At 59.9% G+C, this 12,945-nt stretch carries 12 protein-coding genes; 2 read left to right on the top strand and 10 right to left on the bottom strand.

The window, feature by feature from the left end:
- Window positions 1-447: 447 nt before the first annotated feature.
- Together DH08_RS31845 and DH08_RS31840 are read right to left on the bottom strand one after the other, a co-directional pair.
- Window positions 448-624, bottom strand: coding sequence for a hypothetical protein (locus DH08_RS31845; RefSeq protein WP_192183194.1), 177 nt, complete (start codon window positions 622-624; stop codon window positions 448-450).
- Window positions 625-780: 156 nt separating this feature from the next.
- Complete coding sequence (locus tag DH08_RS31840) at window positions 781-984, bottom strand: hypothetical protein (RefSeq protein ID WP_192183193.1); 204 nt, start codon at window positions 982-984, stop codon at window positions 781-783.
- Window positions 985-2,270: 1,286 nt separating this feature from the next.
- Here DH08_RS31840 and DH08_RS31835 point away from each other — a divergent pair.
- Window positions 2,271-3,191: a complex I NDUFA9 subunit family protein gene (locus tag DH08_RS31835; RefSeq protein WP_192183192.1), complete on the top strand. Its 921-nt coding sequence runs from the start codon at window positions 2,271-2,273 to the stop codon at window positions 3,189-3,191.
- A gap of 125 nt (window positions 3,192-3,316) precedes the next feature.
- On the opposite strand, the gene DH08_RS31830 is transcribed toward DH08_RS31835, so the two are convergent.
- From DH08_RS31830 to DH08_RS37545, 3 genes are read right to left on the bottom strand one after another with little or no spacing between them, the layout of a single operon-like run.
- A complete protein-coding gene (locus tag DH08_RS31830) occupies window positions 3,317-3,652 on the bottom strand; it encodes a 4a-hydroxytetrahydrobiopterin dehydratase (RefSeq protein ID WP_192183191.1) in 336 nt (111 codons plus the stop codon).
- Between the two features lie 45 nt (window positions 3,653-3,697).
- Entirely contained in the window at window positions 3,698-3,853 is a 156-nt protein-coding gene (locus DH08_RS31825) for a hypothetical protein (RefSeq protein ID WP_192183190.1), read from the bottom strand.
- 38 nt (window positions 3,854-3,891) lie between these two features.
- Entirely contained in the window at window positions 3,892-4,080 is a 189-nt protein-coding gene (locus DH08_RS37545; RefSeq protein WP_210328970.1) for an SAM hydroxide adenosyltransferase, read from the bottom strand.
- 534 nt (window positions 4,081-4,614) lie between these two features.
- Between DH08_RS37545 and DH08_RS31815 the strand changes: the two genes are divergently transcribed.
- The gene (locus tag DH08_RS31815) at window positions 4,615-5,820 is read left to right on the top strand and encodes an NAD-dependent formate dehydrogenase (RefSeq protein ID WP_192183188.1); all 1,206 of its coding nucleotides are present in this window, start codon (window positions 4,615-4,617) and stop codon (window positions 5,818-5,820) included.
- A 756-nt stretch (window positions 5,821-6,576) separates the two neighbouring features.
- On the opposite strand, the gene DH08_RS31810 is transcribed toward DH08_RS31815, so the two are convergent.
- The 5 genes from DH08_RS31810 to DH08_RS31790 all read right to left on the bottom strand — a co-directional run bounded on the left by DH08_RS31810 (window position 6,577) and on the right by DH08_RS31790 (window position 12,862).
- Entirely contained in the window at window positions 6,577-8,322 is a 1,746-nt protein-coding gene (locus DH08_RS31810; RefSeq protein ID WP_192183187.1) for a TRAP transporter large permease subunit, read from the bottom strand.
- Window positions 8,319-8,987: a TRAP transporter small permease subunit gene (locus DH08_RS31805; protein ID WP_192183186.1), complete on the bottom strand. Its 669-nt coding sequence runs from the start codon at window positions 8,985-8,987 to the stop codon at window positions 8,319-8,321. The genes DH08_RS31810 and DH08_RS31805 overlap by 4 nt, the downstream gene beginning before the upstream one ends.
- Window positions 8,988-9,059: 72 nt before the next feature.
- A complete protein-coding gene (locus tag DH08_RS31800; RefSeq protein WP_246801122.1) occupies window positions 9,060-10,205 on the bottom strand; it encodes a TRAP transporter substrate-binding protein in 1,146 nt (381 codons plus the stop codon).
- A gap of 487 nt (window positions 10,206-10,692) precedes the next feature.
- Window positions 10,693-11,628 (bottom strand): oxygenase MpaB family protein, encoded by a 936-nt coding sequence (locus tag DH08_RS31795; protein ID WP_192183185.1) that lies wholly within the window; start codon window positions 11,626-11,628, stop codon window positions 10,693-10,695.
- A 142-nt stretch (window positions 11,629-11,770) separates the two neighbouring features.
- Window positions 11,771-12,862, bottom strand: a complete 1,092-nt coding sequence (locus DH08_RS31790) for a CapA family protein (protein WP_192183184.1) — start codon at window positions 12,860-12,862, stop codon at window positions 11,771-11,773.
- Between the last annotated feature and the right edge of the window lie 83 nt (window positions 12,863-12,945).

The raw sequence follows: 12,945 nt of genomic DNA, 5'->3' as shown, positions 1-12,945 counted from the left end.
TTCCTCAGCTTCATCCAACTCGCCTGCGCCATGTTATGGATGCGATGAATGTCGATTCAGCCTAGGGCGAAACGCGCGCTGGAGAGCAGCTCTGCCACCTCCTTAAGACGGTGTCGACTCTTTGGCTGTTCAGCGCGATACTTTTGGGCAGCAAGGTTCGGATGCCGCAGGAGGGTGTGCCATGCGAGAATTGCCTTCCAACGTAGACGCAGACGCCGTGATTGAAGTCGGTCGTTACCTGGATGATCACGCGAAATCCACAGCAGTTTCGATTTCTGAAGCGCTTCGTATAGTCAGACGTCGCGTCCCCATATCGACCGTCGGCGACACATGGCTGGAGGAACTGATTATGGAAAGCGCCGCTACCAGGCACCTAGCCATTCTACTGGACAACCACTAGCGCTTGATGGGAAGGGCTGGACGTTTCAATCTAGGTCAAGAGAGGCTTTAATTGCGTCCGGCCTGGCTGAAAGCAACCGTCCCGTCGTCTTTGCGAACTTCCACCGCTACGATACCGTCACCCTGCTTTCGAGCAAGAAATGTCGCCTGCGCGTGGTCTCGTGCGGCTTTCTCGGTCTTTTCAGCGATGCCCTGTCTCCCGTACCAAATCACCGTATAGGCCACGGCTGGGACGCTCCCGATCTCTTAGCCATAGGGACTTCTTTTTTCTTGCCAGTAGCTCATCGCGATCGCCATCAGCGGTCGCTCGGTCATGCCTCGCAGCAATCGCATAGTCGGCTCTGTTGGTTCGATAGTCCTCTTCTTTTTGCACAGACATGGTTAGCGCGCCGGTTGTTTCTTAGCGTATTGGGCGACTGCACAGAGGAAAGCCAATGCGGCAGCATCACAAGCCATCCGCGACGGGCCTTTGGCGAACAGCACGGCGTCAGCAACTCGTATCGTTAGGCCATGCTTTTTAGCGAAAGAGGTAACTTCGTAAGGCTGATCTTCAGATGGATAGGCGATGCCGAAATCGTCATTCATGGACTACATCCTCCCCAGTTCGCGACCTTTTTCCTCCTCGCGCAGAGGTAAAATTAACTGCCGGTGTGTCGCGCAAGTCTAGCAACTAGGGATTGTGTAAAACGATACAACTCCACACCGCCTACATCTTGTTGTTGTCGATGATGCCGGCTTCGCCTTCGGGTAACTGATCCGCCTGCGGTCGCGGCTTTGCTAGCCTCCACGGGCGACGAGCGCCGCCAATCGGCGTCATAGCCCTCGTCGCCGATAAGAGCCCTGGTGCACCATACCCAGCTAAACCCATCAAGTGCCGATGAGCACGTAGAAAACGTAGGCACCCAAAATCGTCGACAATGCTCGAATCCGAGCAGCCGCCCTTGACCCATTAGAGAACGATATCGGCGCGTTCCTGACATTCGGTCTAGACGCACGTGACTTGCCGCACCTGGTCGTCGTCGCGAAAACGGACAGAAAGGGCGGCAAAGCGGCGGGACGCACCCTAGGCTGAATCGACACTTAACGCATGCAGATCATAGCAGCCTCCACATGAGAAACGGCGGCTTCTGTATCTGGTCCTGCCGAACTGCGATTGGAACCGAGGCGAAGACTGCGCGGTCTTCAGGCAGCCTTTTGATTTACTTGCAGAAACGACGACCGCTGCCGTGATGGGAGGAAGTTCGGGGAACCAAGCTATCCACGGCGCATCCGGTTGGGCTGGGGTTCTTGGAAGCTTTTCGAACTTTCTGTCTTGCGCCTCCAGCCGAATTGCGTGTGCTTATGAAAGAGATTGGCATCGTAGCGAGATCCACCTAGGCGTCGCGTTCGCTCGCCTGTCGAGGGGGTTCGAGTTGGAAGAGCGCTACAGCCTTTCCCCACACCTTGAAATCTCCGATATCTCCTCCGTTGTCGCCGGCGCCCAGCCCCCTGGGCGACGAGATAGTCGCTGCCATGGTGCTCGACCCGATAGGGCCCTGTAGGGTAGCAGGCCGAGGCATTGTCCGTCATGACCGAGCGAGCGCGCTTATGGCGCGCCGGCCTGGCTTCATCTCAATCAGCCTGCATCGCAGCCTCGACGGGCGGCGCATCGTCAACGACGTCCAATAGCAGAATCGCGATCTGCTGCGATCTGCTCATCAATCGCCGGAATTCCGCAAGGAGTAGGGTCATTTTCGATCAGTTGACGGACGAGATCGATCCCAATCTGTACGAGGTAGCCCAGATGGTAGATAGTGGTCAGTAGGCGTGCCGTCCACGTGACCTGAACCGCCGGGTCGAGACGGCTGACATGAGCCGACAAAGTCTAAGCCATGGCTGCCATGAACCATCACGTCGTCACCGTGTTCGGTGGAACCGGTTTTCTCGGCCGCCGCGTTGTTCGGCATCTCCGCAATGGTGAGTTTTTCGTTCGGATTGCATCAAGACATCCGGAACGGGCCAAGAAATTGTTTGGTTCCGAAGATCCGCAACTTCAATCGGTCGAAGCCGATATCCACGACGAGCGGGCGATCGCCCGTGCACTTGCCGGTGCCTACGGTGTTGTAAATGCGGTCAGTCTTTATGTCGAACAGGGACAGGAGACCTTTCATTCCGTGCATGTCGAGTCGGCCCGGCGGGTTGCAGCTCAAGCACACCGAACTGGCGTCGAACGGCTCGCTCACGTTTCAGGAATCGGCTCCGATGTTGCCTCGCCGTCGCTCTACATCCGCAAGCGTGGCGAAGGCGAACAGGCGGTGCGTGCCGCGTTTGCTGACGCCATCATCATCCGCCCGGCGGTGATGTTCGGACCGGATGACGCGTTTCTCACCATTATCCTCAAACTTCTCCGCCAGCTTCCAATCTATCCGATGTTCGGTCGCGGCCTCACGAGATTGCAGCCGGCCTATGTGGGCGATGTGGCAGAGGCGACCGCAAGAGCTCTGCAGGGGACGGCAACGCATGCGATCACGTATGAGTGCGGCGGTCCTCGCGTTTACTCTTACAAGGAATTTCTCAGAGCCGTTGCACACCAGGCCGGCCTTAGACCCATACTAATCCCAGTGCCATTTGCCGCTTGGCACGCACTGGCATGGGCCGCGGAAATGCTTGCGAGTCCGCCCGTCACTCGGAATCAAGTGGAACTGATGCAGGTCGACAACGTGTCATCGCCGCAGATGCCCGGATTTGAAGAACTTGGCATTCCGCCGCACCCGATCGAGGAAATACTCCAGGAGATGTTGCGCGATCATTGATCAACGAGCCTCTTCGTACTGCTATCTCAGGCGCCACGATTGAGTGTCCGGAAATCACGCTACCCGGCCAATCATGAACGCGAACTTTTGGACCCGTTCCGGTCGTTGGGGTGCCGAGTGCCTATCTACGAACCGACGAGCAGGTTGATCTTCGCGGCCATGATGAAGTCGTTCTCGTGCAATCCCTTGATCTTGTGAGTCTGCAGCGAGACTGCCGCATAACCCCAGCCGAAGCAGATGTCGGGATGATGCCCTTCTTCTTCCGCCAATCGGGCAACTTTGTCGATGAAGCTGAGCGATTGACGGAAGTCCGCAAATTTGAATTTGCGGCGTAGCAGGTGCGCCTCCTCTAGTTCCCAACCAGGGGTCTGGGACAGATAGCCCTCGGCTGCCTCCTGCGTCAGCGGCGCGACGCCGCCGCGGCAGGGCGTACAGGTTTTCTGAGCAATACTATCGGTCATGACAACCTCCCTTCGTGCTCATTCCGGGTGTAGCGTTCGCGTTTTTCACCTCACCCGGTATTTGCTCGCATAATGCTTGGCGAGAGCCTTGCGAATCTGCTCGGCAAGGCGCTTGTTGCCGATCGTCGCCCGCGCCTTGTCATCGCCTTTTTGCAGCTTCGGCAGATCGGCGCCCGGGCCTCGTTTCGTTGACTTGCGCATCGCAATAGATCAACGCCGCAACGGACAACCGGTTTCGTTCAAAGGACGATCTCCACAGAACTGCCGATCGCGAGACCGAGTTCGCCGTTCGTGCGCCCTTGATTGACAGCAATCTCGGCAAGCCCGTTCGAGTTCTCGTACCAAAAGGCCGTGCCTGGCGGCCGATTGCTGAAGGTCGTTGCGCCATCATGGAAAGCAGCGCAGGCAAGCGCTCCCCACGCGGGCATGTGCGACCGGCGAGGAAGCCGACGACGTGATTGACGACGACAAAGACCCCGCCGCAAAGGCGCTTGGCGCCGAGGGCGGAAAGAAGCTTCTGAGAACATGACACCAGGCGCGCGCCGAAATCGCTAAGAAGGCGGCGGCGGCGCGGTGGAAACGCTAGGCGGCCCTAGATCGAGTTCCTGCTGCCCTCCGAATCGTTCCACGATCCTGCGCTCATAGGCCCATCGGTCAGCTGATGACTCTCTGCCATTTCAAGAACGCGCCTAAGCTGAATTCTTAGCGCGCGCGCACCGTGAATTCTGAAAACGGAGGAAATCGAACGCTGCACCACTGCGGCCCGCACTTGAAACCGTGTCCGGCTCCTCCATCTAATCTAAAGCGACGCGCAATTTTCCGAATGAGGAAGCGCTAGGCGACGCGCCTGCCTGCCACAGACAATTCAACCGGGTAGATCGCCCTGCTGCTCGTCGATTTCGACCGGCAGCATTAACAATAGAGGGACTTCCTCTTCGTTTTCAAACGAAGGGAGATACAAAATGGCAAAGGTCGTTTGCGTCCTCTATGACGATCCGGTCGACGGTTATCCGACAAGATATGCGCGGGACGGCCTGCCGAAGCTTGACCGCTATCCGGGCGGCCAGACGCTTCCCGCGCCGAAGGCCATTGACTTTGAACCGGGGATCCTGCTCGGCAGCGTGTCCGGCGAACTGGGTCTCCGGAAATTCCTCCAAAGCCAGGGGCACAGCTTGGTTGTAACCTCGGATAAGGACGGTCCAGACAGTGTTTTTGAGCACGAACTCGTCGACGCCGAAATCGTGATCTCGCAGCCATTCTGGCCGGCATACCTTACCGAGGAACGAATAGCCAAGGCAAACAAGCTGAAACTTGCGATCACGGCTGGCATCGGATCCGACCATGTCGATCTGCAGGCCGCAATGGACCGCGGTATCACGGTGGCCGAAGTGACCTACTGCAACTCGATCAGCGTATCCGAACATGTGGTCATGATGATCCTCGGCCTCGTGCGAAACTATATCCCCTCCTACCAATGGGTCATGAAGGGTGGCTGGAATATCGCCGACTGCGTCGCACGCTCCTATGATGTGGAGGGAATGGATGTCGGTACAGTTGCGGCAGGACGCATCGGCTTGGCGGTGCTTCGCCGCCTCAAACCATTCGATTTGAAGCTCCACTACACCGACCGCCATCGCCTTCCAGAGGCGGTCGAGAAAGAACTCGAGGTCACCTTCCACAAGACGGCGGCGGAAATGGTGCCCGTCTGCGATATCGTCACCATCAACGCACCGCTGCACTCGGAGACGGAAAATCTCTTCGATGAGGCGATGATCAACAGGATGAAGCGTGGCGCCTATCTGGTGAACACGGCGCGCGGCAAGATCTGCAATCGCGACGCCATCGCCCGCGCGCTGGAGAGCGGCCAACTCGCAGGTTATGCCGGCGACGTCTGGTTCCCGCAGCCGGCGCCCAACGACCATCCATGGCGATCGATGCCGCATCACGGCATGACGCCGCACATTTCGGGATCGTCGCTCTCCGCCCAGGCGCGCTACGCCGCCGGCACCCGCGAGATTCTGGAGTGCTGGTTCGAAGGCAGGTCAATCCGCGAGGAGTATCTGATCGTCGACGGCGGCAAGCTCGCCGGCGCCGGCGCGCATTCCTACAGCGCGGGAGACGCCACGCGCGGTTCGGAAGAAGCGGCACGCTTCAAGGCCAAGACGTGAGGCAAAGACGGAACAAGCCGAGCCGGAACGGCAAGTAACCTGGCGGAAGCGGCTTAGCGGCCAAACAGGATCCTTCAGAGATCACGAATATCCCGTACAATACGACGTTGCTCAGCGCATCGCCTGTGGGGTCGTATGACGGAACAGCAGACTATGCGCCGGCTCGCCGCCGACGTCGCCGGTTACTCCAGCATGATGGGGACCGACGAGGCGGCCACGCTTGCAGCACTGCGGCAGATTTGGAGCCAGACGTCGCGCCCCGGCCCGAACTCCTATAAGCTTAGCGCAATGCATAGGTGGCTTCATGGCGCAGTTCTGCCGATTTGTTAACGTGGATACACAAACCATCGTTTGGGTGAACCCCGAACAAATTCGGTTTATGCGACCGGATGCGACACATACGATTACGCACATAATCTTCGATGAGGGACATACCCTCAAGGTCGACGGAACTATCGAAAGCACTATGAAGGCCCTCAAAGATGCCGACCGGACCTAAAGGTTGGTCCCCGACTGACTAACGCAGGTCCAGCAAGCGACGCTCGCAACTGAAAGACCGCATTGGACGGTGGGCTCAACCGGTGAACCCGCCACCCTAAGCCAAACCGTCATTCGCTCGCGCCGATTGTCGCCGAAAGTAGATCTTCCGACCGCCTGTATCTCCGAGATCCTGCTTTGTCGTTCAAAAGGACATCCCGTGGGTCGAAGCGGCCGAAAACGCGCGGTCGCGGAAGGCGTCAGAGAACGGAGTCTTTCTCAGCCGCCGTAAAGATAGTTCGGAAGCCAGAGCGCCATGCCGGGCCAGATATACATGAGGATCATGCAGAGGATGACGATCAGCATGTAGGGCATCATCCCGGCGAATATCTGGTTGAGCGTGACATGCGGAGGCGAAACGCCCTTGAGATAGTAGGCTGACATCGCGACCGGAGGTGACAGGAACGCCGCCTGCAGATTGACGAAAACGAGAACGCCCCAGTGAACCGGATCGATGTCGAAGTGCCTCAGCATCGGTAGGAAGATCGGCACGAAGATGATGATGATCTCGGTCCATTCGAGCGGCCAGCCGAGAATGAAGATGATCGCCTGCGACAGGATCATGAACTGCACGGGCGTCAGGTCGAGCGCGAGCACCCATTGCTCGATCAGCGCCTGGCCGCCGAGGATAGCGAAGACGGCGGAGAACAGCGCCGAGCCGACGAAGAGCCAGCACACCATGGCAGTGGTCTTCGCGGTCAGGAACACCGCCTCCTTGGTGCGCTTCCAGTTGAGCGTCCGGGCCTGGAAAGCGAGCAGGAAGGCGCCCGCCGCGCCGACGGCCGCGGACTCGGTCGCCGTCGTGATACCGAACAGGATGACGGCGAGCACGACGATGGTGAGGATGCCGAGCGGCATGACGGAGGAGATCAGCAGCTTCACGACCTGAAGCCGGTCGGCGGTCATGTTCCGGTAGTAGCGGACGAGCACCGCTGCGGCGATGGCCGCAACGAGACCGAACCAAACATAGAAGCTGATCGCCGGCCCATCGATCGCCGCCGGTCCCGCATCCACTGCCGGCGCACCGAGCTGCTCCAGTCCCTCCGGCGCTTCGGCCTCGGCCGATGCCTGCGGATGGATGACGACATACCACCACACGAGCGCCAGCATGAACGCCGTCAGCGAAAAGGGCACCAGCGCGGCGCAGGCGTTCTTGATGAGCTTCCAATAGGTGAGCCGTCCCTCCTCCGCCTCGAGCGCCATCGCCTTCGATGGCGAGACCAGTGCCGAAAGAAGCCCGGCAAGCATGTTGCGCGAGTAGACCGCTTGAAAGCTTCGCATCCACGCCGGCACCGGAACCCTCGTCTGCTCCTCCGGCAACGCGGGCGCGATCTTCGGATTGATCGCAGCCCAGCCAAGAATGTAGACGAGATAAAGGAAGGCGAGGAAAAAACCGGGGAACATCGCCGCGGCGTAGAGCTTGACGACCGACTGCCCAGCGACTGCCGCGTAGACGATGATCATGACCGAGGGAGGGATCAGGATGCCGAGCGTGCCGCCCGCGGTGATTACGCCGGATGCCAGCTTCACGTCATAGCCCGCGCGCAGCATCGGGTTCATGGCGATCACCCCCATCAGCACCACCACGGCGCCAACGAGGCCGCTGGCTATGCCCCAGAAGGTGCAAACGATGAGCGTCGCCACGGCGAGCGAAGCCGGCACCCGGCGGAACGAAAGCTGGATGCTGTAGAACATCTTGTCGACGAGCGCGCCGCGCTCCATCACGTAGCCCATGAGCACGAAGAGCGGGATCGAGATCAGCACGTCATTGGTCATTGCGCCATAAGTGCGCTGGACCATCAGGTCGAAGACGCGATTGTCGATCCAGTGCTCGGCAGGATTGTAGAAGGCGTAGAAACCGAAAAGCATGCCGAGCCCCATCAGCGTGAAGGCCGTCGGGAACCCCATGATGATGACGACCACGATAAGCATCAGCATCGTCAGTCCGAGGAATGGGTCGCTCACGTTTGCATGTCTCCTCCCATTCCCCTCTGGCGCGCCGCCTTTTCGATATCCTGCGCGCGTTCGATTGCGGCCTCGCGCGTTTCGGCGTCAACATGCTCGCTGTGCTCGAGCTGCTCGGCGACGACGTCGATCTCCTCGACGTCCTTGAGTCGGCTCGGCCATTCTCCGGTCCTGAGGCAGACGATGCAGCGCGCGATCTCGGCGAGGCCCTGAAGCATCACAAGGACGCCGGCCACCGGAATGACCGTCTTGAAGTAGTAGATCGGCGGGCCCTCCGCCGTCACGGTCGAATGCTCGCCGATCCGCCACGAAAGCGCCGCGTAGTCATAGCCCGCGTAAACGAGGGCGGCGACGCCGGGCAGAAAGAAGAGGATGTAGAGCACGAGATCGAGCCCGGCCTGTATCCGGGGCCGGAGCGAGCTATAGAGAAAGTCGCCGCGCACATGGGCATTCTGCGCCAGCCCGTATGCCCCGGCGAGCATGAACAGCGAGCCGTAGAGCATGTTGCTGGCGTCGAAGATCCACGCGGTTGGCATGTTCATGATGTAGCGCTTGAAGACCTCTACGCAGACAAGCGTCATCAGCCCGATGATGAGCCACGCCGCGGCCTTTCCGACCCACACGCTGATTGCATCGATCCTGAGCAGAAAATGCTGAACGTTCACGCGTGCCCTCGGATGACGGATACCTTGGTCAGAAGCACCACCGGGCCGCGCCCGGTGATGCCCAACTGTACGTCAGAACTCCTTCGACACCCCGTCCTGTCCGAAGTAGTGATCGAACACCAATCGCCGGCTGACAACGGTATCCTGTTCCCATCGCGTCGCCCGCTCTGCGAAGGCAAGCTGGGATAGGAGGATCTCCTTGAACAGCGGGTTTTCCGCAGCCTTCTTCTTCACGACCTCGTCGTAGACCTCCAATTGCCTTTTGAGGATCGCCTCCGGCGTCTTGTAGAACTTGACCTTGTCGGCCGTCTGCATCTCCACATAGTCTTTCGAATAACGGTCGATCGCCTTCCAGGCCATGTCCTGCGAGGCTGCCTCGACCGCATTGGTGATGATTGCCTTAATCTGATCGGGCAGGGCGTCGTATTTCGTCTTGTTGAACATGATCTCGAACTGCTCCGCATTCTGGTGATAGCTCTGCAGCATGCAGATCTTGGAGACGTCCGGAAAACCGAGCACCCGGTCGGACGACGCGTTGTTGAACTCGGCCGCATCGAGCAGGCCGCGATCCAATGCCGCTACGATTTCGCCGCCCGGCAGCGCGTTAACCGCAGCGCCGAGACCGGTGAACACGTCAATGGAAATGCCGACGGTGCGGAACTTCAGGCCCTGGAGATCCTCGGCCTTCGCTACCGGCTTCTTGAACCAGCCGAGCGGCTGCGTCGGCATCGGCCCATAGGGGAACGAAACGACATTGGCGCCGATGGATTCGTAGAGCCTTGCGAGCAGTTCCTTGCCGCCGCCATATTTGTGCCAGGCGAGCAGCATGTTGGCATCCATGGCGAAGCCCGGACCGGACCCCCACAGCGCCAGCGCCGTCTGTTTGCCGTAGTGGTAGACGAGCACGCCGTGGCCGCCATCGAGCGTTCCTTGCGACACCGCGTCGAGCAGGCCGAAGGCCGGCACCACGGCGCCCGCCGGCAGCACCTCGATCTTCAGGTCGCCGCCTGTCATGTCGTTGACCTTCTTGGCGAAATCGAGCGCGTATTCGTGAAAGATATCCTTGGAGGGCCATGTGCTCTGCCAACGCATGTTGACCGGCCCTTGCGCCTTGACGACGCTTGGCGCAGCAACGATCGCCGCAGCTGCTACGGCCGCCTCGCCAAGGAACTTGCGGCGCGACCTCATATTCCATGTCTGGATCCCTGCTTTGGTCATCGGTTCCTCCCGAAGGTGTTGGCTTTTCAAGCCCACGTCCGACAATGCTACTCAGCGACGGCCCAGCAAAAATTGCAGCGCACGTCCCATCGCCTAAACTAGTGCGGTTCTTTCTTAAGGACAGGTGCCAGTACTTTCCCAAGCAATGGGCGAGTAGCAGTTACGCACCGCGCCACTGAATGACCGCTCTCGGTCCAGGCGCGGCCTGCCGGGCGGCGGCTCACCGCGTGCCAGCATGGCCGCGACCGGGGTCACGCCCGTGGAAGCTGGCAGACAGGCGCTCTGGCTTCCAGTCGATATCCCAGCTGAACGTCTCAGCCGCGCGGCGCTGGATCAGCTCGAACAGGCCGTTGCCGGGCCGACATACCAGCGACCGTTGGCCTCGACGATGACGGACGGCCGCGTCCCTCCGACGCCTGGATCGACGACACAGCTTTCATCTGACCCGTGTAGGGGCCGTGCAAGCCGAAATCCGTGAACAAGACAATCATGGACGGGCGCCGACTGCGCTGCGATGGACATACAAATAGTCGGCCGGAAGGCGCATCCGCCGGCAAGCCTGAACGGCCGGGTTGGATTCCATAACGAGGCGATCCGCCAAAGCCCCTGCCTGCCGGACTGCCTCGGCTTCCCAACTGTGCAAGCCGTGCCCGGTGAACCCCAACAGCGCCTGCACCCGACAAGGCACCAGATCAACGGCAGCCGATACCAATAGGTGATGTGCCGGCCTCAGCGGCAGCGGCAGGATAGGCGCAGAACGCATGATCGCGAGAAATTCAAGCACAATGGCCGAGCGCTCCAGTCGTCCAGCTGTCGCATGGAACAGCGCTTCGAGCTCGGCTTCCGATCCCGGTGCGCCTGTGGCGCCGAAAAGGCGCGCGGCGGGAACGCCCTCGGCATAACAGCGGTCGCGCTCGGATGCAGAGAGCTGCTGCACATAGGTGTGATAGGCTTGGACAAAGCCGTACGCCGCCGTGCCCTGAACCCAGTTCAGAAGGTCGGGGTCATTGGCGCAGTACGTCTCGCCTGACGATGTCACGCCTGCGACCTTGTCGTGTATCCGCCGAACGCGGGCGATCATGGCCTCGGCCGTGGTGCGGGAACCGTAGATCGTCACCATGGCAGCGAGACCCGTGCTGTGCAGTCGCCGAATTGGATTCAGACGGAAAGACGTATGCTCCCATACGCCAGTGCGCACCCGCGGTTCTGCAAGCTCCATGATTACGGCGGTGACGCCGCCGATGAACAGCGAAAACGGGTTCTTGAACACGCGCCACGACACGGAGTCCGGCGATACCAGTCCGGCCTCGCCCATCGGTCGTGAGAAATCGATGTGAGGCCGGTCGCCAGGTTGCAGCACCGCCCGCGTTACCGCCTCCAAGAGGCTTTGCAGCGGCCAAGGCAGGACGATCGGCGTGGTCATGGCACGAGCGCCATTCACAAGAAGCGCGTGCACCCAAGCAGCGAAGTTGGGCCGCTGGACGCGCTTGGCGACACTACGGCCACTCTCTGCGGTGCACGATCGCGCATAGTAGCTCAATTGGATGACAGTGCACACCGCCAGTTCACATTGTCGGCCAAGACAGCGCAAGCCTCCCCCCAGGCGCAGTTCCAACGCACGTACCAAACTGCCGACTTTCTCGGTCCAGGGTCTGCTGCAACCAGGCAACGTCCCTGTTCGCTGCCTTGATGAGTTGGAAACGGCGGATCTGGAGGGGCACCAGTTCGAGCGCGACCAGATCGCTTCCGGGACCAAGGTCAGCGATATACATCAGGACAAGGTCGGACCGGAATTCCCTGTGGCCTTTGATGCCTTCATAGTCATTCAGGAAGTCACCGCAGCCATAGAGAATAAGGCGGTTATTGTACACTTCGATTGACTTGGCATGATGCGATGAATGGCCGTGAACGATGGATATGTCCGCCCTGTCGATCAGTTCGTGGGCGAACCACCTTTGCTCCTCCGGGATGTCATAGCCCCAGTTTGGTCCCCAATGAAGGGAGACCACGACCACATCATTTGCTCGTCTGACAGCGGCCACCAGATCGACGATCGCTGCGACAGTCGCATCAGAAAGCGCAGGTAGAAAGTTCACTCCGGCCCGATCATGCGTCGCCGCCCAATGTCGGGGGACGCCGCTTGTCTGCGAGGCGAACGAAAAAACAACTGCCCGCCCCGTATCGGTGTCTGCCAAAATCGCCGGGGCGCTCGCTTGGGCGGCATTGCGCCCCGCTCCTGCGGTCTTGATTCGCAAACGCTCAAGCGTCGCCAGGGTCTCCAGCAGCCCATCGCGTCCCCAATCAAGAACGTGATTGTTACCGAGCACGCAGCAGTCGACCCCCGCAGCGACGAGGCAGTCGGCGTTCTCGGGGCTCATCCTGTAGTTGATGCCTTTGGCGACATAGGCGTCGCAGCGCGTAATGCTGGTTTCGAGATTTATGATGCTCGCGTCCGGCCGCGCCCGCTTCAATTCTTGCAGCGCTGCGCCCCAGATGTAGGGCAGGTCGACGGGCGTCGGTATCGGCTGGTTCGCCATCCGGACATAGTCGATGGCGGATTGCACATAGCGTTCATGAAGACGAGGGTCACATGGATATGGAAGCGCCTGGTCTATGCCTCGCCCTGTCATCACGTCGCCACAGAGAAAGATCCGCATGACGCGTATCAGCCGTGGCGATCACGACCAGTGATGCCGCTCATGACCCGCAGGCCTTCGTCAATTTGCCAGAGTTCACACGA

The sequence above is a fragment of the Mesorhizobium amorphae genome (genome assembly GCF_014843845.1).
GTDB lineage: Bacteria > Pseudomonadota > Alphaproteobacteria > Rhizobiales > Rhizobiaceae > Mesorhizobium > Mesorhizobium amorphae_A.
Note: the sequence above shows the minus strand (reverse complement) of the source record. Positions and strands in the feature narration are given on the sequence as shown.

What these genes read in the sequence shown, in the direction of transcription:
- DH08_RS31840 (WP_192183193.1), bottom strand. Translation starts at nt 984, where the DNA reads ATGAATGACGATTTCGGCATCGCCTATCCATCTGAAGATCAGCCTTAC.
- DH08_RS31835 (WP_192183192.1), top strand. Translation starts at nt 2,271, where the DNA reads ATGGCTGCCATGAACCATCACGTCGTCACCGTGTTCGGTGGAACCGGT.
- DH08_RS31830 (WP_192183191.1), bottom strand. Translation starts at nt 3,652, where the DNA reads ATGACCGATAGTATTGCTCAGAAAACCTGTACGCCCTGCCGCGGCGGC.
- DH08_RS31825 (WP_192183190.1), bottom strand. Translation starts at nt 3,853, where the DNA reads ATGCGCAAGTCAACGAAACGAGGCCCGGGCGCCGATCTGCCGAAGCTG.
- DH08_RS37545 (WP_210328970.1), bottom strand. Translation starts at nt 4,080, where the DNA reads ATGCCCGCGTGGGGAGCGCTTGCCTGCGCTGCTTTCCATGATGGCGCA.
- DH08_RS31815 (WP_192183188.1), top strand. Translation starts at nt 4,615, where the DNA reads ATGGCAAAGGTCGTTTGCGTCCTCTATGACGATCCGGTCGACGGTTAT.
- DH08_RS31800 (WP_246801122.1), bottom strand. Translation starts at nt 10,205, where the DNA reads ATGACCAAAGCAGGGATCCAGACATGGAATATGAGGTCGCGCCGCAAG.
- DH08_RS31795 (WP_192183185.1), bottom strand. Translation starts at nt 11,628, where the DNA reads ATGACCACGCCGATCGTCCTGCCTTGGCCGCTGCAAAGCCTCTTGGAG.
- DH08_RS31790 (WP_192183184.1), bottom strand. Translation starts at nt 12,862, where the DNA reads ATGCGGATCTTTCTCTGTGGCGACGTGATGACAGGGCGAGGCATAGAC.